Raw genomic sequence first — 19,369 nt, 5'->3', positions numbered from 1 at the left:
AGTCAAGGTAGCATATGTGCGTGGACAGCATCGCGGAGAGCGGCGAACATGAGAACTACTGGTACGCCGACAATGACTCAGTTGTACAGATTCTGCACGCGCTGAGACGGTTCCGGCGCAGCGACCAGGAGATGCGACGCCGGATGAGCGCCGACATGGACATGAACGAGACCGATCTGCAGGCGCTGCAGATCGTCATCGCCGCGGAGCAGAGCAAGCGCCTGGTCACGCCTCGTGACCTGAGCACCGCGCTGGGGATCTCGACCGCCTCGACGACCAAGCTCCTCGACCGGCTGACCGCGTCCGGGCACCTGGAACGCCACCCGCACCCGAGCGACCGCCGGGCGCTGGTCATCACCGCCACCGATCATGCGCACGACGAGATCCGTGGACGGCTCAAGCGCATGCACGCAGCGATGCGGGAGGTCGCAGTGGGCGTCCCCGCCGCGTCGCGCCCCGCCGTGGCCGACTTCCTGCTGCGGATGGCAACGCTCCTGGATTCCGAGAGCGGCCCCGATCCACGCCCGTAGGCGCCGTCCCGCTCTCGTGCCTGGAGTTCGGGTGCCCGGACGAAGGCGTGCAGGCGTGGGCTACGGGGCCTCGGTGCCCATCGTGTTGTGGCCGAAGCCCTGCAGGAAGCGCGGGCCCTGAGCGGCCAGCTCGGCGGCGTAGTCCTCGGCCCAGCGACCGAAGGGCTCCTGGGAGAGCGACTCGTTGGAGAACCGGCGGTCGTCGGTGACCTCGGTGACGCAGAAGGTGGGGATGGTCAGGTCCGTCACCGGACCACCTCGCTCGCACTCGGCGATGATCAGCGGGCGGTTGGCCCCGCCGAAGACGTCGACCACCCAGCCGTCGCCGTCCAGCCACATCGAGTACCGGTTCTTGATGACGCGCTGACCACCGAGGCGGATCATCTGCAGACCGACGTTCACGTCGATCTCGCGTTCGGCCTCGTACCGGGTGCCGCCGTTCATGGGGCCCTTGACGGTCATGGCGCAGAACTCGAACTCCGAGGCGAGGTCGGACATGATCTCGAGCTCGTCCTCGGTCCCGTCCAGCGGCAGCAGGATGCTGCTCGACTGCACCCGCAGCCGCATCGCATACCCCTCGGCGGCGAGGTAGTAGCTCTGGATGATGAACATGGGGTCCGGCTCGGTGAGCGCAGCCGCGGGGAGAGCATCGACGACGAAGCGTCGTTCGAACTCGAAGTCGCCATACCCGGAGTCGCTCACTGGTCATCGCCCCTTCAGGTCGTCAGCCGAGGTCGCCTCTGCTTGCAACCTACCATTTTCCGCGGTTGCGCCGACGGGGCTGCGGAGGCGCCGGGCCCTAGGGCACCCACCACCGGACCGCGCACATGACGAGCCCGGCGGCCGGGACGAACCAGCGCAGCAACGCCGCCGAGGCGCTCCGCGTGGTTGTCCCATGCCCCTGCTCCTGCGCCAGCGGCTCGACGATGGCGTCGTCGACGGCCGGTGGCCACCCGAACAGCGAGGGCACGACGAGCAGCGCGATGCCGGCGGCGGCCGCAGGCCCCGTCGGGACCGCGACAGAGAAGATCGCGGGGATGAACCCGACAAGCACCAGCAGTCCGACGAGCACGGCGGCACTCAAGCCCACCACGAGGATCGAGCCCGTGACGACGTAACGCATCACCGCCTCACTCTTGGCCACCAGGACAACGACGAAGGTCGCGAGGATGAGCACGAGCACGACGTCGACCAGCGTGAACGAGACCTCGCCGCCCTTCCGCACCGCCGGGACGACATTGAGCACCGTCATGAGACCGACCGTCTGAGCGATGGTCCGCGCGACGAGCGCACGCCCATAGCTGGCGGCGACCTGGCGCGATCCACCGGTCGCCGACACGACCACCGACCGCGCATAGTCGACCGGGTCACCGAACGCCTCCTGGGCCTGCGTGCCCGCGTCGAGGCAGTGCGACTCTACGAGCGCCAGCTCGTCGCCGATCTGCGCCCCGGTCGCCCCGCGCAGGCGCAACTCCATGATGAAGGCGTCCCGCCACTTCTTCGTCAGGCTAGAGATGGTCATGACGGGCTCTCTTCCGGGTGGGTGTGCGAATCAACGAAGGACCGGGTGACCTCGGTGAAGGCCTGCCAGTGCGCAGCCTGGCGTGCGAGCTCGGCGGTGCCGGCCGGGGTGAGGGAGAAGTACTTCCGTCCCGGTCCGCCATCACCTGCGCGCCACTCGACGGTCACCAGCCCCGCCTCTTCCAACCTGCCGAGCAGGGGGTAGAGGGTCCCGCCCTTGATGGTGCCGAGGCCTCCTTCGGCCAGCGCTGCGGCAATGGCATAGCCATAGGTGGGTCCTGACTGCAGGATGCCCAGGACGCAGATGCCGAGCACTCCTCGTAACCACTCTCCTGGCCATCCAGGGTCGTTCACGGGGTGTTCCATGGCTAGACAGTACGCCTAACTAGACAGGCTGTCTATGTAACTCTCCTGCAAGTCTTCCACCCCTCCCCGTGTGCGCACTCGCCCTCCTCGACCGAGACTGGTGGCATGATCTCTCACGACCTCGCCCGCGCACTGGCCCTCAGCGGGCTCACCTGGCACCCGGCTGCCGGGGACCGGTTCTCGATCCAGGCCGAAGAGCTCGAGGACGTGGTCTTCACGGTCAGCGACGTGACCATCGAGGTGCACACCTACCCCGACGAGACGATCCTGCGGTTCAACGGCACGACCGAGTGGGCGCTGGACTCGGTGAGCATCGACCAGACGCTGTGGTTGCCCTCCGAGGCCCAGCTGCGCACGCTGCTTGGCGGCACCTTCCGCACGCTGCGTCGTCTGGAAGCGCGTCGCAGCGCCGACACCTGGGCGACGGCGGAGCCGCAGTTCTGCGTGGAGATCCTCCTGGAGGACCACCCGAAGGAGTTCACCGACCACGAGCCCGCAGACGCCTACGCCCAGGCGCTGCTCGCGCTGATCACAGCCTCGGCTGGGGTCTGACCAGCGAGGATCGCCACGACGCGACGTCGTAGAGTGCTGGGATGACGCTCTCCCTCGCTGCCGACGCCGCCATCTGGTCCGGCGCACCCCGCCCCGACCAGCCGCTCCTCGTCCTCATGCACGGCTACGGCTCCCACGAGAAGGACCTCCTGGGCCTCGTGCCGCACCTGCCGCGCGAGCTGGTGACCGTCTCGGTCCAGGCGCCGCTGCCGGCCGGGATGGGCTATGCCTGGGTGCCGATCGTCGACCCGGGGCGCCCCGACCCCGCCGCCACCCAAGAGGCCGCCGACGCCGTGCTGCGCTGGCTCGACGACGCCGTCCCGGCCACGACCCCGGTCGCCCTGCTGGGCTTCTCCCAGGGCGGGCTGATGGTCACCCACCTCATGCGCACCCGGCCGGAGCGGTTCTTCGCCGGGGTGGTGCTCTCCGGCTTCGTCGCCGACACCGCGGTCCCCGGCGACGAGCGCCTCGCCGAGCTCGCCCCGCCGGTGTTCTTCGGCCGCGGCGACCGCGACCCGATCATCACCGACGAGGCGTTCGCCCGCACGAGCGCCTGGCTCCCTCAGCACACCACGACCACGGAGGTCGTGTACCCGGGCCTGGGCCACGGGATCACCGCTGAGGAGATCGAGCAGGTGGCGGCGTTCCTGCGGGCGAACCTTCCTCGGTAGCGACGGACTAGGAGAAGTCCGCGACGTACTCGTCGATCTCCTGGAGGTAGGACGCCTTGTCCTCGTCGGTGATCCACGACGCCTCGAAGGAGTTCTTCGCCAGGGTGACGACCTCCTCCGTGGACAGTCCCGCGTGCTCAGCCAGGGTGATGTAGTTCGCCGACACGTAGCCGCCGAAGTACGCGGGATCGTCGGAGTTGATGGTCACCTTGACCCCGGCCCGCAGCAGGTCGACGATCTCGGTGGCCTTCATGTCCGAGGTGACGAAGCTGTTGGAGACGGGGCAGGTCGTCAGCCCGAGCCCGCGCTCACGGACCATCTCGACGAGCTCCGGGTTCTCCACGATGTTGGTCCCGTGGTCGATCCGGTCCACGCCGATGTCCTCGATGACCTGGCGGATGTTCTCGATGCTGCCCACCTGGTCGATGTCGCAGTGCATCGTCAGCAGGTAACCCAGCTCGCGGGCCCGCGCGAAGACCTCCGCGAACTTCGCCGGCGGGTTGTCCCGCTCGTCGGAGTCCAGACCGACGCCCACGATGAGGTCCTGGAACGGCACGGACTCCTCGAGGGTCGCGGCGGCGCTCTCGGCGGTGTGGTCACGCAGGAAACACATGATGAGCTCGGCGTCGACGCCGAAGTCCGCGGCGTCCACGGCCGCGCGGTGGTAGCCGCGCACGACGTCGGCGAAGGGCACCCCGCGCACGGTGTGCGCCTGGGGGTCGAAGAACATCTCCACGTGGCGGACGCCGTCGGCTGCGGCGCGCAGCAGGTAGGCGTGGGCGAGGTCGTAGAAGTCCTGCTCGGTGACCAGGACGTCCATCGCCGGGTAGTACACGGCCAGGAAGCTCGCGAGGGAGTCGAACTGGTAGCTCGCCTCGACCTCTTCGACGGTCTTCTGCGGGATCTCGATCCCGTTGCGCTCGGCCAGGGCCAGCTTGAGGTCGGGTTCGAGGGTGCCCTCGAGGTGCAGGTGGAGCTCGGCCTTGGGGAGGCCGGTGATGAACTCGCGGGTGGGCGAGGAAGGCAGTGCCACGGTCTGACGCCTTTCGGTCGGGAGACTCCAATCTAGCTCTTGCTCCCGTGCGTCCAGCCCGCGCTCCCAGCGACCCTGGCCTGCGCGGGGACCTATCCGACGTCACCGTCCAGGTAGACCCACCGGCCGTCGTCGCGCACGAAGCGGCTGGTCTCGCTCTGGGCGCCGCGCTCTCCGTCGTGGACGAAGTGCGCCCGGAAGGTGACAGTGCCCGTCGCCTCCGTCGGGCCGCCGCCGGTGCGGTCGAGGATGCGCAGCCGGGTCCAGGTGGTGGCCGGGTCGACCTCGAGGTCCGCCGGGCGGGTGGACGGGTGCCACGTCGCCAGGAGGTACTCCGTCAGACCCAGCGCGAAGGCGGTGAACCGCGAGCGCATGAGGGCCTCGGCGGTGGTTGCACCCGGGCCACCGGCGAGCAGCTCGTCATGGACCGCTCCGCAGCAGGAGGCATAGGTCAGACCGGTCCCGCAGGGGCAGGGTGCGTCAGGGCGGTCGGCGGTCACGGAGGTCTGGGGCGTCGTCACCCCACCATTCTGCGCTGCGCCGGCCACGGCTGTGCCACGGCAGCTGACCGGCCGAGACGGCAGACATGGATAATGGAGCCACGCTCAGTGAGAGGCAGGCCCGTGCGAGCAACGGTCAAAGACGTCGCCCAGCATGCTGGGGTCTCCCCCAAGACGGTGTCCAACGTCATCAACGGCGGCATCTTCGTGCGCCCGGAGACGCGCGCGCGGGTGGAGAAGGCCCTCGAGGAGCTCGCCTACGTCCCCAACCTCAGCGCTCGCGCGCTGCGCAACGGCCGCTCCGGGGTGATCGCCCTCGCCCTGCCTGACCTGGCCACCGCCTACTCCGCCGAGCTCGCCCACCACTTTGTCGAGGTGGCGCACGAGCAGGGTTGGGCCGTGCAGATCGAGGAGACCGGGACGCAGACCACCCGCGAGTGGAACCTGCTCTCCCGCGCCCGCGCGCACCTCGTGGACGGCCTCGTGCTCAACCCGGTGGACCTGGCTGAGAGCGCGATCGCCGACTCCGGCCCGCTCCCCCCGGTCGTGCTCATCGGGGAGGTCGAGCAGGACCGAGTGGACCAGGTGTGGGTCGACTCGGTCGCCGCCGCCCGGGACATGACCGCGCACCTGCTGAGCCTGGGGCACCGGCGCATCGCCGTCGTCGGCGCGCCGGCCGAGGTCAGCCGTGCGACTGCGCGGCTGCGCCTGGAGGGCTACCGGCTGGCCCTGCGGGAGGCCGGCATCGCCCCGGACCCCACGCTCGAGGTCCGCTGGGACGGCTGGACGGCCGACGGCGGCGCGGAGGCCGTGCGCGGCTACCTCGCCACGCATGACCTCCCCGACGCCTTCTTCTGCTTCACCGACTCGATGGCCCTGGGCACGCTGGGTGCGCTGTGGTCCATGGGGTACACGGTCCCGAACGACACCGTGGTGGCCGGCTTCGACGACATCGCCGACGGGCGCCACTCCATCCCGCCGCTGACCACAGTCTCCTTCGACAAGCGGTCCTTCGCGGAGACGGCGCTGACGATGCTCGTCGAGCGGATGAACTCCTCCGAGGCCCCGGTGCGCCGAGCCACGATCGATCACACGATCCTCGTCCGGGCCAGCACCGGGGCGCGCACCCTGCCAGCACGCTGACGGCACTGTTCCGCCGGGAAAACGTGCCTCCAGAAGCCATTGCACTTTCATTTCAACGCTGTAATGTGTGACCACGATCACAAAGGAGTGAACGACGTGGAACCATTGTCAGCAGACGAAAGCCGCATAAACGGCGGAATCACCCGTCGTCAGATGCTCACCGGCAGCCTCGCCGTCATCGGCGGGATGTTCGCCCTCCCCGCGCTCTCAGGCTGTTCGAGCAGTGCGCAGTCTCAGAACATCTCCCTGAAGTACTGGCACCTCCTCTCCGGAGGCGACGGCATCACGATGGCCAACATCGTCGAGTCCGTCAATGACACCCAGGGCTTCGACGCCCACCAGACAGTCCTCGCCTGGGGCACGCCGTACTACACGAAGCTCGCCATGGCGAGCGCCGGCGGCCGCGGCCCGGACGTCGCGATCATGCACGCGTCCCGGATCTTCGGGTACGCCCCGGGTGGCCTGCTCGACCCGTGGGACCTGGACCAGCTGGCCGAGTTCGACGTCACCGAGGCGGACTTCCCCGAGGCGATCTGGACCAAGGGCTTCGTCGACGGCAAGCTCTACTCCATCGCCCTCGACGCCCATCCCTTCATCCTCATGTACAACACGGACATCGCCGCCGAGGCCGGGGTCCTGGGGCCAGACGGGCAGTTGCAAGAGATCTCCAGCCCGGAAGCCTTCATCGAGGTTGCGCTCAAGATGCAGGCGGTGACCGGAAAGCACGGCCTGTCCTATGGGTACCTGGGCGACGGCGCGCAGATGTGGCGACTGTTCTACACCTTCTACAAGCAGATGGGCGCGGACATGGACCTCACCGGGTCCAGAGTCGTCATCGACGAAGCCGCCGCCGTCTCATCCCTCGAGTACATGACCCAGCTGCTCGACGGCACGGTGGCCGCCAAGACCGGCGACTACGGCACGGCACTCGCCGAGTTCCTCAACGGCGAGAGCGGGCTCTTCTTCACTGGCGTGTGGGAGCTGCCGACCATGAAGAACTCAGGGATCAACTTCGATGCGCGCACCATCCCGACGCTCTTCGGTACACCGGCGGTGTACGGGGACTCCCACGCCTTTGTCCTCCCCCACCAGTCCTCCCCTGACCCAGACAAGCGCCGCGAGGTGTACCGCTTCGTGTCCGAGCTGCTCAAGGGCTCGTTGGTCTGGGCCGGGGCGGGCCACATACCCGGCTACCTGCCCATCGTCGAGAGCCCGGAGTACGCCGAACTCATCCCGCAGGCGCACTACGCCGACGCCGCCACCCTCATCAACTACGACCCGGAAGCCTGGTTCTCAGGCTCCGGGAGCGACTTCCAGAACTACTTCGCCGAGAACATCCAGAACGTCTTGATGGGACAGGCCGACGCCGCATCGGGCGTCCAAGGGTTCGTCAGGCGGCTCAATGCGCTGATGGCCAAGCCCAACCCCGTCACCGACTGACGCTCACCGACGGCCCTGCGGTCCCATGAAAGACAAAGGAGTCTGATCATGTCCACTGAGGTAGCACAAGGAGAAGTGTCGAGGACCCCGGCCGCGCAAGCGGCCGAGGACCGGCCCGGGCGGGCTGCACGCATCTCACGAGACAACCGGGCCGGCTGGGCCTTCGCCGCCCCCTTCCTCTTCTTCTTCATCATGTTCCTGGTGTGGCCCATCGTGCACGGGTTCTACCTGAGCTTCACCGGTCAGTCCCTCACCGGCGCCGGCGGCAGCTGGATCGGCCTGGCGAACTACAGCGAGGCGCTCTCTGACCCCGTCATGTGGAAGTCCCTCGGCAACACTGCGCTCTTCACGGTCCTGTCGACGGTGCCGCTCGTCCTCGTCGCCCTCGCCCTGGCTCTCCTGGTGAACATTGGCCTTCCCGGCCAATGGCTGTGGCGACTGTCCTTCTTCATGCCCTTCCTTCTCGCATCCACGGTCGTCGCCCTGTTCTGGACGTGGATGTACAACCCGCAGCTCGGCCTCATCAACAGCATGCTCGAACCTTTCGGCGTCGAGCCGATCGCCTGGTTGCAGGACGAGAAGTGGGCGATGATCTCGGTCGTCGTCACGACCCTGTGGTGGACCGTGGGCTTCAACTTCCTGCTCTACCTCGCAGCCCTGCAGAACATCCCCGAGCAGCAGTACGAAGCAGCCGCGATCGACGGCGCCGGGAAGTGGCGCCAGCTGTTCTCGATCACCATCCCGCAGCTGGGACCGACGACGGCGCTCATCGTCATCTTGCAGGTCATCGCATCGCTCAAGGTATTCGACCAGATCTACATGATGACCAACGGCGGACCCAACGGCTCGACCCGCTCGATCGTCCAGTACATCTTCGAAGCCGGGTTCACCGGCTATCGCTTCGGCTATTCCGCAGCGATCTCCTACATCTTCTTCGCCATCATCGTCATCGTCTCACTCGTGCAGTTCCGGGTGACCGCCCGAAGGAGCTCATGATGATGTCTGCACAGGTCCTGACCCCTCCCCTGGGGGTCCACCCCGACGCACCCGCCACCCCCGCCCGCCGCAGGCGCCGCAAGGTCACCGGAGGCCGCATCGCCGCCCTCGTCGTGCTGATCGTCCTGGCGGTCACCTGGCTCGTCCCCTTCGCCTGGGCGGTCGTCACCTCGCTGAAGTCCGAGGCCGACGCCGGGGCCACCCCGGTGACGTGGCTCCCGGCAGGCGGGTTCCAGCTCGATGCCTTCACGAAGGTCCTCTCCGAGGGGAACATCCCGCGGTGGACGCTCAACTCCCTGCTGACGGCTACGGCCATCACCGTCATCACGGTGGTCATCTCGGCTCTCGCCGGCTATGCCTTCTCCCGGCTGAGCTTCAAGGGTCGGCGGTGGCTGTTCGTCGTCGTGATCGCCTCGATCGTCATCCCACCGCAGGTGCTCATCGTGCCGCTGTTCTACCAGATGCTCACCCTCAACATGGTCGACACCTACTGGGGCATCATCCTTCCGCAGACCATCGCCCCCGCCATGGTCTTCATCCTCAAGAAGTTCTTCGATCAGATCCCCGAAGAGCTCGAGGACGCCGCCAGGATGGATGGCGCAAGCCGGATGCGGGTGTTCTGGTCGATCGTCCTGCCACTGTCGCGGCCGATCCTCGCCGCCGTGTCGATCTTCGTGTTCATCGGAGCGTGGAATAACTTCCTGTGGCCCTTCATCGTCACGAACGACTCCTCGCTCATGACACTGCCCGTGGGTTTGCAGACCGTCAAGAGCGCCTACGGCGTCCAGTACGCACAGAACATGGCATCCGCGCTGCTCGCAGCGGCTCCGCTGATCATCGTCTTCCTGTTCTTCCAGCGCCAGATCATCAAGGGCGTTGCGACCACCGGGTTCGGGGGCAAGTAGTGCCCTTGGCCATCACTCATCACACAACGCGAGGTGCACAATGACGCGCGCACGGATCACGATCGACCGGGAGTTCACCATCGGTGAGGTACCGCGCAGGCTGTTCGGCTCCTTCGTTGAGCACATGGGACGGTGCGTGTACACCGGCATCTACGAGCCGGGTCACGCCACCGCCACCGAGGAGGGCTTCCGCCAGGACGTGCTCGACCTGGTCCGAGAACTCGGCGCAACCGTCGTGCGGTACCCAGGCGGGAACTTCGTCTCCGGCTACAACTGGGAGGACGGTGTCGGCCCGGTCGCCGACCGTCCGCGCCGGCTCGACGGCGCGTGGCACACCCTGGAGACGAATGCCTTTGGCCTGCACGAGTTCGTCGGATGGTCCCGCCGCGCGGGCGTCGAAGTGATGGAGGCGGTCAACCTCGGCACCCGAGGGGTCGACGCCGCACGGCAGCTCGTGGAGTACGCCAACCATCCGGGCGGCACGTACCTGTCCGACCTCCGCCGCTCGCACGGCGCGCATGAGCCCTTCGACATCAAGCTGTGGTGCCTGGGCAACGAGCTGGACGGTCCGTGGCAGATCGGCCACAAGACAGCCGATGAGTACGGACGGCTTGCTCAGGAGGCCGCCAAGGCCATGCGGCTTGTCGACCCGACCATCGAGCTCGTTGCCTGCGGCAGCTCCAACTCCGGTATGCCGACCTTCGGCGCCTGGGAGCAGACTGTCCTGGGCCACACCTACGAAGAGGTCGACTACATCTCCTTGCACGCCTACTACCAGGAGCACGAAGGCGACCACGCGAGCTTCCTCGCCAGCGCCGTCGACATGGACTACTTCATCGAGTCGGTGGTCTCGACTGCGGACGCGGTGCGAGCCAAGGGCAAGCACAGCAAGCACATCAATCTCTCCTTCGACGAATGGAACGTCTGGTACGCGAGCGGGTTGGACACCGAGGACCAACCGCACAACATCAGCGCCCGTGGTCGGTGGCGCGAGCACCCGCGGATCATCGAAGACGCCTACAACGTGACCGATGCCGTGGTCGTAGGGACCTTGCTCAACTCCTTGCTCCGCCACGGTGACCGAGTGAGCATCGCGAACCAAGCGCAGCTCGTCAACGTCATCGCGCCGATCCGTTCCGAGGAGAACGGCCCCGCGTGGCGGCAGTCGATCTTCTGGCCCTTCGCCCGGATGGCCGCTCTCGCCCGTGGCCAGATCCTGCGCACGGCAGTCACCTCAGACCGCTATTCGACAGCGAAGTTCGGTGACGCCGACCTCGTCGACGTGAGCACGACCTGGGACGAGGAGAACGGGACGGTCGCGTTCTTCCTCGCCAACCGCGGTCTCGACGAGGCGGCCTATGTCGAGGCGGTCCTGCGGGGCTTCTCGGGAGCGAAGGTGATCCGAGCCGAGGTGCTCGCTGCCGCCGACGGGCAGGACCGCTTCACGGCGAACACCCTCGACAGCGGCGAGCAGGTCGGTCTGAGGCCGCTCGACGGCGTGCGTTTGGTCGACGCTGGGGTGGAGCTCACACTGCCGCCGTTGTCGTGGGCAGTCGTACAGCTCGAGGTCACCACCGCCTGACGTCAGCGACGTCCCCACGTCGACGCCGTCAGCGCCGCGCACCTCCCAGCAGGGACGGGCCTCGGATGCTCCGTGGCCCGTCCCTGCCGCCAGCTCATCAGACCTGAGGAACCTGAGGGTTGTCTCTCTTGCCCTGACGACCCTGGACCTTGTTGCGGATGAAGATCATCGGCAGGATCAAGGTGGCCAGCGCGGTCACCAGCCAGACGATCAACGTCGCCAGGACCCACGTCTGGGCACCGTCGATCTGCAGGCCGTCACCGACGAGGCTGGCGATGAGGAGAGCGACGTAGGTGGAGACGAGACCGATGCCGCCGAGGAAGGCCGGCGCGTAGCGGTTGGTCATCTTCGCGATGAAGGGCGCCAGCACGGACTGCGCGACCGCGAAGATCACCACCGTCAGGGCGAAGCCCGTGGTGGTGACCGTGAAGTCGTCCAGGATCCACGACGCGACGAGCAGCCCGAGGGCCGCTGAGACGAGGAAGATCACTGCCCGGATCAGCAAGCGCACCATGTCTCAGACATTAGTCCTCACTCGGGCATCTGCCACCAGAAGCCGCGTCAGACCTTCTTCACGACAGAGGACTTGAGCTGCATCTGCCCGAACCCGTCCACCTTGCAGTCGATGTCGTGGTCGCCGACGCCCTCGATCAGCCGGATGCCGCGGACCTTGGTGCCGACCTTGATGGCCGTCGGGCTGCCCTTGACCTTGAGGTCCTTGATGACCGTGACGGTGTCGCCGTCGGCCAGCACGTTGCCGACGGCGTCCTTGATGACCTTCACTGAGCCACCTGAGGTCTCGGGTGCGTCGGAGGCGTCGGCCGACCACTCGTGCGCACACTCGGGGCACACCAGCAGAGCGCCCATCTCGTAGGTGTACGGGCTCGAGCACAGCGGGCAGGGAGGCAGCGAGGTCAGGTCGTCAGTCACGGGGTCATCGTAGAGGAGGCCGGTGCGGCGCGGCCGCCCTCACGGGATGTCGAGCGGGTCGACGAGCAGCCCGACGCGCTCGTCGATGTAGGCGCCGAGCTCGCGGGAGGCGTCGTCGCCGAGGGCGGCGTTCCACCGGACCCGGACGGTGCCGTCCGCGGCGCCGAAGACCACGTCGGTCGAGGCCGCCCTGAAGATCGATGCCGGGTCGAGGACCCTCCAGCCGTGGTTGACGGTCTCCCCCGGAGCCACCTTCCCGCGCAGCGCTGCGGCCCGCAGGTCGCGACGGTCCTCGGCGGACTGCGACTGATAGTTGCGCACGCCCGCCTCGCCCGCCCGCACGATGGACCCGGTCGCGTACAGGGTGCCGTCCCGGCCGAGCAGGAGCGCTCCGAGCCGCCAGGCCCGCGCCACCGGACGCAGCACCGCCTGACGGGTGAGGCCAAGGACCTTGCGCGCCTCGACGTACTCAGCGAGCACCTCGTCCCGAGCGCCCGCGGCGCTGAGGCGGTCCACCGCACGGGCGAGGACGGTCCGGACGTGCGCGGTGGCGTCGTCGACGCGCCGGGCTGAGGGCGCGTCGTCAGGCTCCTTCGGTGCGTCGCTGCGGGACGGGCTGCTGCTCACCCCTCCATCATTGCGCTGATCGGGCGTCGAACCGCGCAGGCCGCGAGGGTCAGGGCAGCGCGTCGCGGACCGGCTCGAGGGCGGCGTCGAGCACGTCGAGCAACGACGTCCGCGGGGCGCCGGCGCGCGACCAGGCTCGCACCGCGGCGACGAGGGCGCCGGCGTAGGCCGCTCCGGCCACCTCCGCGCGCAGCGGATCGACGCCGTGGGCCTGGGCGAAGGTGGCGAGCACCCCGGCGACGTCGCTCGCGCGCACGGCGGCGGCCCGGCGCAGCTCGTCGGTCAGGCCCATCGGCTCGGCCTGCATGAAGGCCAGTGCCACGTTGCCCGGGGCGAGGTCCCGGGCGACGTGGCGCAGCGCCGCGCGGACAGCCGCCCCGACTCCCTGCTCGCGGGTCTCACCGGCCTCCGCACTAATGAGGGCATCGGGCAGGGAGCTGACCGCGGCGTCGAAGGTCGACCACAGCAGGTCGCTCTTGGCACCGAAATAGTTGAAGAAGGTGTTGCGACTCACACCCGCCCGCGCTGTGATGTCCGCCACGGACGTGGCCGCATATCCGCGCTCGAGGAAGAGCTCACCGGCCGCTTCCTCAAGGATCTCGCGGGAGGAGGCGCGCGGACGCCCTGCTGAGCGCTGCGGCGGAGGGGATGCGGGCATGCCCCGATCGTACTCACCCACCCCCACACCCAGCCTATTGTGGGACGCAGTCCAACAACTCGTCGGAGCCGTGCTCCGCGCAGTCCCACCGCCGCCACCAGGAGAACCATGCTCGCCGCCCGTCGCGCCCTCACCCGGCGGCGAGCCGCGCTCGCCGCGCTCGTCCCCGTCCTCGTCCTCGCCTCCTGCGCGAGCGATCCCGCCGAGTCTGCCAGCACGACACCTCGCGACGGCGGCACCCTCGTCTACGCGACCGGCGACGCCGAGCCCAGCTGCCTGGACCCGCACGTGGGCGGCAACTACCCGCAGGCGCTCATCAGCACCCACGTCCTCGAGCCGCTGGTCGGGCGTGACGCAGACGGGGAGATCCTGCCCTGGCTCGCAACCGCCTGGGAGGTCAGCCCGGACGCGCTCACCTGGGACTTCACCCTCGCCGACGACGTCGCCTTCACCGACGGCACGCCCTTCGACGCCGAGGCAGTCAAGGTCAACGTCGCCCACCTGCAGGACCCGGCCACCGGGTCCTCGACCGGCTACCTGGCTCTGGCCAAGGTGGCCGAGGTCGAGGTCGTGGACGCCACCCACGCCCGTTTCCACCTCAGCGAGCCGGACTCCGCCCTGCTGGAGTCCCTGAGCCAGCAGTGGACCGCGATCCAGTCCCCGGCCGGGATCGCTCGCGGCACCGAGGCGAACTGCGCCGCCCCCGTGGGCACCGGGCCCTTCGTCGTGGAGAGCTGGACCCCGCAGCAGCAGGTCGACCTCGTCCGCAACGACGACTACACGACCGTCGCCCCCGAGGCCGAGCACGCCGGGCCCGCCTACCTGGACCGCATCGTCTGGCGCTTCATCCCCGACGCCGCGACCCGCTACGCCGCCCTGCAGTCAGGCGAGGTCCACGTCATCGACAACCCCCAGCCCGACGCGGTCGCCTCCGCCCAGGCCGGCGGGGACATCACCGACATCGACGCCCCGCGTCCCGGATCGGTCAACCGCATCGAGCTCAACTCCGGCCAGGCCCCCTTCGACGATGTCCGCGTCCGCGAGGCGTTCATCCGTGCTGCCGACGTCGACCCGGGCATCGAGACCCTCTACGCGGGAACCGTGACGCGCTCGTACTCCCCGTTGTCCAGCAGCGAGCCGCTGGCCACCTCCGACGACTCCCTCTTCGGCACCGACACCGACGCCGCGAACGCCCTGCTCGACGCGGCTGGCTGGACCGCGCGCGACGGCGACGGCTACCGCACCAAGGACGGCGCCCGCCTCACGCTGCGCTTCCCGGTGAGCACCAACCAGTCGGTGGCCGCCGAGCAGTCGCTCTTCGAGCAGATCCAGGCCAACGCTCGCAGCGTCGGCTTCGAGGTGGTCATCACCCCGCTCGACCTCAGCGGCTGGTACGGCGCCCTCGCCGCTGACGAGTATGAGATCGTCAGCGCCCCCTACACCAAGGTCGGTCCGGACGTGCTGCGCATCCTCTACCACTCCGACGGCATCATCCCCGCCCCCAGCGGCTACTTCGCCAACCACGCCAAGATCACCGACCCGGCCCTCGACGACGCCCTGGACCGCGCCGCCGCCACGACCGACCCGGCCGAGCGCGCAGCCCTGTACGCCCAGGCCCAGCAGACCGTGCTTGAGGGCTTCTACCTGCTGCCGCTCTACGACCAGCAGAACCACTTCCTCAGCCGCGGCACGACGGGGATCCGGACCTTGCACACGGTCTCGACCCCGACCTTCCTCGACACCCGCCTCGCCTCCTAGGAGCCGGCACGCGTGAGCCTCCTCGCATGAACATCCTCCGCTGGGGTCTGGGACGGGTCGGGGCCGCCGCCCTGGTCGCCTGGGTCGTCACCACCGTCGTGTTCTTCGCCCTGCGCATCGCAGGCGGCGACCCGACCGAGGCGATCCTGGGCGGCCCTGGCTCCCAGGCCGGTGAGGAGGCGGTCGCCCAGGCCCGCGCGGACTACGGCCTCGACAAGCCGCTCGTCGTGCAGTACCTCGTGCAGATGCAACGGATCGTCACCCTCCAGCTCGGCGACTCCTACGCCCGCAAGACCCCGGTCGCCGAGCTTGTCGGCGCCCAGCTCGGCTCGACCATGCTGCTCGCCGTCTGCGCCCTGGTGCTCGCGTGGGTCATCGCCCTGACGCTGGCGACCGTGGCCACCCGCGCTCACGGGCTCGCCGGGCGGGCCGTCGCCGCGACGATCCAGGCCGGTGAGGTGGTCGCGACGGTCGTGCCGCACTTCTGGCTCGGAGCGGTGCTCATCCTCGTCTTCTCCTCCAGTCTCGGCTGGTTCCCGGCCACGAGCGTCGGGGCGGCCCCGGCCGGCCTCGTGCTGCCCGTGGTCACCCTCGCGATCCCGACCGCGGGCTTCCTCGGCCAGGTCATGCGGGACGGTCTCGCCGAGGCTGCGGCGTCGCCCTTCGCGACGACGGCCCGCGCCCGTGGCGCCTCGGAGTCGCGCATCCTGTGGCGGCACTCCTTGCGTCACGCAGCCCTGCCTGCCATCTCCCTGTCGGGGTGGTCCTTCGGGTCGCTGCTCAGCGGCGCGGTCGTCGTCGAGTCGTTGTTCGGGCGACCGGGGATGGGACGGCTGCTGCTCGATGCGACCAACGCGCGCGACGTGCCGGTCGTGGTGGCCGTCGTGCTCGTCGTCGCCGTCGCCTACACGGTGGTCATGACGGTCGCCGACGGCGTGGAGCGGCTCGTCGACCCGCGCCCGCGCGGGTCGGCCCGAGCCACCGACCGCCCAGAGAACCGTCCCACCGACAGCGGCACGGGAAGCGGCGCCAGGAGCAGCACCGACGCCCCGGCAGAGCAGTCCCCGCGCACAGAGAAGGCGATCGTATGACCGCGCTGACCACCGGCCCGGCCCTCAGCCCCGTGACGGGCCGGCGTTGGAGCCTCGGCATCGCCGGCGCCGTCGCCCTGGCGGCCGTCCTCCTCATGGTCGTGGCCGCCGCCTGGCCTGCCCTGCTCGCCCCGGGCGACCCGGACGCGATCGACCCGCGCGCCGCTTTCACCGCCCCGGGCCCCGGGCACTGGTTCGGGACCGACGAGTCCGGCCGTGACGTCTTCACCCGCGTCATCCACGGGACCCGGCAGTCCCTGGGCATCGGCGCGGCGGCGACCGCGATCGGCGTCAGCATCGGTCTGGCGATCGGGATGCTCGCCGGCCTCGGGCCGCGCATCCTCGACTCCGCGCTGAGCCGCGTGATCGAGGTCCTCTTCTCCCTGCCCTCCCTCGTCCTGGCGCTGCTGCTGGTCGCCGTCATGGGCACGGGGGTCACGCCCACGCTCGTCGCTGTGGGGCTGGCTACGGCCCCGGGCTACGCGCGCATCTTGCGCTCCCAGGTCCGGTCCGTCGCCTCCAGCGCCTACGTCGAGGCCGCGCGCCTCGAGGGCCAGCCCGCCCTGCGGGTCTTCGGTCGCCACATCGCGCCCAACGCGCTGTGGCCGCTCGTGGCCATCGCGACCCTCGGCGTCGGGCAGGCGATCGTGTGGGTCGCCGCGCTGAGCTTCCTGGGCCTCGGCGCGCTCCCACCCTCACCGGAGTGGGGCGCGATGGTCAACGGCGGGCGCGTCTACCTCGTGCGGGCGTGGTGGCTGACCCTGGCCCCGGGCCTGGCGATCACGCTCACGGCCGCGGCGCTGACGGTGCTCGGTCGACGTCTCGGACGGGTGGTGCAGGCATGAGCGCGGCCGGTATGAACGCTGACCAGCCGGCCCTCGACGTCGCCGGGCTGCGGGTGTCCTTCGCCGGGGTGGGTGAGGTGCTGCGCGGGGTGGACCTCACCGTCGCCCGCGGGGAGTGCGTCGCCGTCGTGGGCGAGTCCGGCTCCGGCAAGTCGGTCCTGGTCCGGTCCGTGCTCGGCCTCGCCTCCGAGGGTGGCACGACCGCCCAGGTCAGCGCGGACCGCTTCACCGTGGGCGGCACGGACGTGCGCCGGCTCTCCGCGCGCCGCTGGCGGGCGCTGCGCGGCTCACGCGTCGGGCTCGTGCTGCAGGACGCCCTCGCCTCCCTCGACCCGCTGCGCACCGTCGGCGCTGAGGTCGTCGAGACCCTCGCACTGCGCAAGGTGCCGCGGGCGCAGCGCCGCGAGCGGGTGCTCGCCGCCCTGACGGCAGCAGGCCTGGACTCCCCCGAGCTGCGCCTGGCCCAGCGCCCGGGCCAGCTCTCCGGCGGGATGCGCCAGCGTGCCCTCATCGCCTCAGCCCTCGTCGCCGCCCCGCCGCTGCTCGTCCTGGACGAGCCGACGACGGCCCTCGACGCGACCGTCGCCGCCCGGGTCCTGGACACCCTGGCCGGGCTGCGTGACGCCGGCACGGCCCTGCTGCTGGTCAGCCACGACCTGGCCGCCGTCGCGCAGATCGCGGACCGCGTCGTCGTGCTGGACGCCGGCCGCGTCGTCGAGCACGGCCCCACCGCCCAGGTCCTCACCGCGCCCGAGCACCCCACCACCCAGCGGCTCGCCGCGGCGGTGCCGCGCGGGCCCAAGCCCGGACCAGCCGCGACCCTCGGCCCGGTCGTGCTGTCCGCCCGGGGCGTCTCCCGGACGTTTCCCATCCCCGGCGGCGGCCACGTCCGAGCGGTCGACGACGTCGACCTCGACCTGCGCCGCGGTGAGGTGCTCGGCCTCGTCGGGGAGTCCGGCTCGGGCAAGACCACCCTTGCGCGGCTGCTCCTCGCCGCGGACGCGCCCGACGCCGGTGAGGTCACCCTCGACGGCGCACCGTGGAGCGCCGCGGGGGTCCGCGGCCGCCAAGGACGCCGCGGGCGGGTGCAGCTGGTCCCTCAGGACCCGCTGGGATCCTTCGACCCCCGGTACACCGCGGGCCGGATCCTGCGCGAGGCACTGGCGCGGGGCCGGTCGACCGCGAGCGCGCAGGACCTGCTCGACGCCGTCCACCTGCCCGCTGCGGTGCTCACCCGCCGGCCGCGGAGCCTGTCCGGGGGGCAGCGTCAGCGTCTCGCGATCGCCCGGGCGCTGGCCCTGGAGCCGGAGGTGCTCGTGTGCGACGAGCCGGTCTCCGCCCTCGACGTCACGGTGCAGGCCGAGATCCTCGACCTGCTCGTGGGGCTGCAGCGCGAGCGTGGGCTGTCGATCGTCGTGGTCTCCCACGACCTGGCGGTCGTGCGTCAGGTCTGCGACACGGTGCTCGTCATGCGGGAGGGGCAGGTCGTCGAGCGGGGGGCGGTCGAGGACGTCTTCACGGACCCGGAGCACCCCTTCACCCGCGAGCTGCTCGCAGCCCGCCGCGGTGCGTGGGAGGAGCTCAGGCGAGCTTGAGGGTCGTCAGGCACGTCGCGCTGTCCGCGGTCGTGCTGATCGGGGACTCGACCGACGCGCCGTCATGGGTCACCGTGAGCGTCCCGGTCATCTCCCGCGGCAGCCACAGCCCGACGAAGCCGTTCTCGTAGGTGGTGGTCTCCTCGTCCACGACCGTCTCACCGGTCACGTCGTCGACGACGGTGACCTGCACGTCCGCACCGACCAGCTCGCCCTGGCAGGTGGTCAGGGAGTGGAAGAAGCAGTCGTGGGTCTGGGTGAGGTAGGGCGCGATCGAGACGTAGAAGCTGTCCTCGGGCATCTCGAGGGTGGTCTCGACGCCGTCGGCCGCCAGCAGCAGCTCGTCGGTCCGGATCGAGGCCATGAGGTCGGAGGGACGCTCGTCGCCGCCGAGGCGGTCCAGGTGCTCGATCATGTCTTGGGCGTCCATGCCGGTCAGGCCGTACTCGGCCAGCAGCGCGGCGGTCTGCTCCGCGGACGCTGCCTGGGTGGGCGCGGCCGTGGTGGCCGACGGGGCGTCGCCGGTCGCGCCGGCGCACCCTGCGAGGACGAGGGAGCCAGCGAGGAGGGCGGTAACGGAGGCGATGAGCGGTCGGATCGTCATGGCGCCCATCCTGCCTGAGGCG

The 19,369-nt window shown here is 69.8% G+C and carries 22 protein-coding genes; 12 read left to right on the top strand and 10 right to left on the bottom strand.

All coding sequences use genetic code 11. The features are described from left to right. Positions 1 to 14: 14 nt before the first annotated feature. A complete protein-coding gene (locus SS2_RS05220) occupies positions 15 to 530 on the top strand; it encodes a MarR family winged helix-turn-helix transcriptional regulator (protein WP_066461784.1) in 516 nt (171 codons plus the stop codon). A 60-nt stretch (positions 531 to 590) separates the two neighbouring features. On the opposite strand, the gene SS2_RS05215 is transcribed toward SS2_RS05220, so the two are convergent. The 3 genes from SS2_RS05215 to SS2_RS05205 form a co-directional block, all read right to left on the bottom strand. Continuing rightward, entirely contained in the window at positions 591 to 1,232 is a 642-nt protein-coding gene (locus SS2_RS05215) for a CYTH domain-containing protein (protein WP_066461779.1), read from the bottom strand. Between the two features lie 97 nt (positions 1,233 to 1,329). Further along, on the bottom strand, positions 1,330 to 2,052 hold the full coding sequence (locus tag SS2_RS05210; RefSeq protein WP_066461777.1) for a hypothetical protein: 723 nt from the start codon (positions 2,050 to 2,052) through the stop codon (positions 1,330 to 1,332). Then, the gene (locus SS2_RS05205; protein WP_066461775.1) at positions 2,049 to 2,417 is read right to left on the bottom strand and encodes a PadR family transcriptional regulator; all 369 of its coding nucleotides are present in this window, start codon (positions 2,415 to 2,417) and stop codon (positions 2,049 to 2,051) included. Before SS2_RS05205 ends, SS2_RS05210 begins: the two co-directional genes overlap by 4 nt. Positions 2,418 to 2,522: 105 nt before the next feature. Here SS2_RS05205 and SS2_RS05200 point away from each other — a divergent pair, with 105 nt between their 5' ends. Both SS2_RS05200 and SS2_RS05195 read left to right on the top strand, forming a co-directional pair. Further along, on the top strand, positions 2,523 to 2,969 hold the full coding sequence (locus SS2_RS05200) for a pilus assembly protein CpaE (RefSeq protein ID WP_066461771.1): 447 nt from the start codon (positions 2,523 to 2,525) through the stop codon (positions 2,967 to 2,969). A gap of 41 nt (positions 2,970 to 3,010) precedes the next feature. Continuing rightward, the gene (locus SS2_RS05195; RefSeq protein WP_066461770.1) at positions 3,011 to 3,640 is read left to right on the top strand and encodes an alpha/beta hydrolase; all 630 of its coding nucleotides are present in this window, start codon (positions 3,011 to 3,013) and stop codon (positions 3,638 to 3,640) included. 7 nt (positions 3,641 to 3,647) lie between these two features. On the opposite strand, the gene add is transcribed toward SS2_RS05195, so the two are convergent. Together add and SS2_RS05185 are read right to left on the bottom strand one after the other, a co-directional pair. Next, complete coding sequence (gene add / locus SS2_RS05190) at positions 3,648 to 4,673, bottom strand: adenosine deaminase (RefSeq protein WP_217995567.1); 1,026 nt, start codon at positions 4,671 to 4,673, stop codon at positions 3,648 to 3,650. Positions 4,674 to 4,765: 92 nt separating this feature from the next. Then, positions 4,766 to 5,194 (bottom strand): YchJ family protein, encoded by a 429-nt coding sequence (locus SS2_RS05185; protein WP_174523190.1) that lies wholly within the window; start codon positions 5,192 to 5,194, stop codon positions 4,766 to 4,768. A 102-nt stretch (positions 5,195 to 5,296) separates the two neighbouring features. Between SS2_RS05185 and SS2_RS05180 the strand changes: the two genes are divergently transcribed. From SS2_RS05180 to arfA, 5 genes are all read left to right on the top strand, one after another. Beyond that, positions 5,297 to 6,316, top strand: a complete 1,020-nt coding sequence (locus SS2_RS05180; RefSeq protein WP_066461769.1) for a LacI family DNA-binding transcriptional regulator — start codon at positions 5,297 to 5,299, stop codon at positions 6,314 to 6,316. A gap of 153 nt (positions 6,317 to 6,469) precedes the next feature. After that, entirely contained in the window at positions 6,470 to 7,756 is a 1,287-nt protein-coding gene (locus SS2_RS05175; RefSeq protein WP_066461768.1) for an extracellular solute-binding protein, read from the top strand. 48 nt (positions 7,757 to 7,804) lie between these two features. After that, positions 7,805 to 8,752, top strand: coding sequence for a carbohydrate ABC transporter permease (locus tag SS2_RS05170; protein ID WP_083941804.1), 948 nt, complete (start codon positions 7,805 to 7,807; stop codon positions 8,750 to 8,752). 2 nt (positions 8,753 to 8,754) lie between these two features. After that, complete coding sequence (locus SS2_RS05165; protein WP_066462416.1) at positions 8,755 to 9,657, top strand: carbohydrate ABC transporter permease; 903 nt, start codon at positions 8,755 to 8,757, stop codon at positions 9,655 to 9,657. 40 nt (positions 9,658 to 9,697) lie between these two features. Further along, a complete protein-coding gene (gene arfA, locus SS2_RS05160; protein WP_066461764.1) occupies positions 9,698 to 11,239 on the top strand; it encodes an arabinosylfuranosidase ArfA in 1,542 nt (513 codons plus the stop codon). A gap of 97 nt (positions 11,240 to 11,336) precedes the next feature. Here the strand turns inward: arfA and SS2_RS05155 are convergent, their stop codons facing one another. The 4 genes from SS2_RS05155 to SS2_RS05140 are packed head-to-tail and all read right to left on the bottom strand — an operon-like array spanning position 11,337 to position 13,454. Further along, on the bottom strand, positions 11,337 to 11,753 hold the full coding sequence (locus SS2_RS05155) for a phage holin family protein (protein WP_066461762.1): 417 nt from the start codon (positions 11,751 to 11,753) through the stop codon (positions 11,337 to 11,339). Between the two features lie 47 nt (positions 11,754 to 11,800). Next, on the bottom strand, positions 11,801 to 12,169 hold the full coding sequence (locus tag SS2_RS05150; protein ID WP_083941803.1) for a zinc ribbon domain-containing protein YjdM: 369 nt from the start codon (positions 12,167 to 12,169) through the stop codon (positions 11,801 to 11,803). A 39-nt stretch (positions 12,170 to 12,208) separates the two neighbouring features. After that, positions 12,209 to 12,796: a hypothetical protein gene (locus SS2_RS05145; protein ID WP_066461761.1), complete on the bottom strand. Its 588-nt coding sequence runs from the start codon at positions 12,794 to 12,796 to the stop codon at positions 12,209 to 12,211. A gap of 49 nt (positions 12,797 to 12,845) precedes the next feature. Further along, positions 12,846 to 13,454, bottom strand: a complete 609-nt coding sequence (locus tag SS2_RS05140; RefSeq protein ID WP_083941886.1) for a TetR/AcrR family transcriptional regulator — start codon at positions 13,452 to 13,454, stop codon at positions 12,846 to 12,848. A 108-nt stretch (positions 13,455 to 13,562) separates the two neighbouring features. Between SS2_RS05140 and SS2_RS05135 the strand changes: the two genes are divergently transcribed. The 4 genes from SS2_RS05135 to SS2_RS05120 are packed head-to-tail and all read left to right on the top strand — an operon-like array spanning position 13,563 to position 18,743. Next, positions 13,563 to 15,212, top strand: coding sequence for an ABC transporter substrate-binding protein (locus SS2_RS05135; protein ID WP_066461758.1), 1,650 nt, complete (start codon positions 13,563 to 13,565; stop codon positions 15,210 to 15,212). A gap of 26 nt (positions 15,213 to 15,238) precedes the next feature. Further along, positions 15,239 to 16,303 carry an ABC transporter permease gene (locus SS2_RS05130; RefSeq protein WP_083941801.1) on the top strand — a complete coding sequence of 355 codons (1,065 nt, stop codon included), beginning with the start codon at positions 15,239 to 15,241 and terminating at the stop codon, positions 16,301 to 16,303. Further along, positions 16,300 to 17,148, top strand: a complete 849-nt coding sequence (locus SS2_RS05125) for an ABC transporter permease (protein ID WP_066461756.1) — start codon at positions 16,300 to 16,302, stop codon at positions 17,146 to 17,148. The genes SS2_RS05130 and SS2_RS05125 overlap by 4 nt, the downstream gene beginning before the upstream one ends. Next, positions 17,145 to 18,743 (top strand): ATP-binding cassette domain-containing protein, encoded by a 1,599-nt coding sequence (locus SS2_RS05120; RefSeq protein WP_066461755.1) that lies wholly within the window; start codon positions 17,145 to 17,147, stop codon positions 18,741 to 18,743. Before SS2_RS05125 ends, SS2_RS05120 begins: the two co-directional genes overlap by 4 nt. Here SS2_RS05120 and SS2_RS05115 read toward each other — a convergent pair. Next, a complete protein-coding gene (locus tag SS2_RS05115; protein WP_066461754.1) occupies positions 18,730 to 19,347 on the bottom strand; it encodes a CueP family metal-binding protein in 618 nt (205 codons plus the stop codon). The two genes, SS2_RS05120 and SS2_RS05115, sit on opposite strands and share 14 nt — an antisense overlap. Positions 19,348 to 19,369 lie beyond the last annotated feature (22 nt).

Source organism: Sanguibacter suarezii NBRC 16159, assembly GCF_001552735.1.
Taxonomy (GTDB): Bacteria; Actinomycetota; Actinomycetes; order Actinomycetales; family Cellulomonadaceae; genus Sanguibacter; species Sanguibacter suarezii.
This window is presented reverse-complemented; position numbering and strand designations above follow the sequence as displayed.

Coding starts and splice junctions, on each gene's coding strand:
- SS2_RS05220 (WP_066461784.1), top strand. CDS start 15: ATGTGCGTGGACAGCATCGCGGAGAGCGGCGAACATGAGAACTACTGG.
- SS2_RS05210 (WP_066461777.1), bottom strand. CDS start 2,052: ATGACCATCTCTAGCCTGACGAAGAAGTGGCGGGACGCCTTCATCATG.
- SS2_RS05205 (WP_066461775.1), bottom strand. CDS start 2,417: ATGGAACACCCCGTGAACGACCCTGGATGGCCAGGAGAGTGGTTACGA.
- SS2_RS05200 (WP_066461771.1), top strand. CDS start 2,523: ATGATCTCTCACGACCTCGCCCGCGCACTGGCCCTCAGCGGGCTCACC.
- SS2_RS05195 (WP_066461770.1), top strand. CDS start 3,011: ATGACGCTCTCCCTCGCTGCCGACGCCGCCATCTGGTCCGGCGCACCC.
- SS2_RS05175 (WP_066461768.1), top strand. CDS start 6,470: ATGCTCACCGGCAGCCTCGCCGTCATCGGCGGGATGTTCGCCCTCCCC.
- SS2_RS05170 (WP_083941804.1), top strand. CDS start 7,805: ATGTCCACTGAGGTAGCACAAGGAGAAGTGTCGAGGACCCCGGCCGCG.
- SS2_RS05165 (WP_066462416.1), top strand. CDS start 8,755: ATGTCTGCACAGGTCCTGACCCCTCCCCTGGGGGTCCACCCCGACGCA.
- arfA (WP_066461764.1), top strand. CDS start 9,698: ATGACGCGCGCACGGATCACGATCGACCGGGAGTTCACCATCGGTGAG.
- SS2_RS05155 (WP_066461762.1), bottom strand. CDS start 11,753: ATGGTGCGCTTGCTGATCCGGGCAGTGATCTTCCTCGTCTCAGCGGCC.
- SS2_RS05140 (WP_083941886.1), bottom strand. CDS start 13,454: ATGCCCGCATCCCCTCCGCCGCAGCGCTCAGCAGGGCGTCCGCGCGCC.
- SS2_RS05135 (WP_066461758.1), top strand. CDS start 13,563: ATGCTCGCCGCCCGTCGCGCCCTCACCCGGCGGCGAGCCGCGCTCGCC.
- SS2_RS05130 (WP_083941801.1), top strand. CDS start 15,239: ATGAACATCCTCCGCTGGGGTCTGGGACGGGTCGGGGCCGCCGCCCTG.
- SS2_RS05125 (WP_066461756.1), top strand. CDS start 16,300: ATGACCGCGCTGACCACCGGCCCGGCCCTCAGCCCCGTGACGGGCCGG.
- SS2_RS05120 (WP_066461755.1), top strand. CDS start 17,145: ATGAGCGCGGCCGGTATGAACGCTGACCAGCCGGCCCTCGACGTCGCC.
- SS2_RS05115 (WP_066461754.1), bottom strand. CDS start 19,347: ATGACGATCCGACCGCTCATCGCCTCCGTTACCGCCCTCCTCGCTGGC.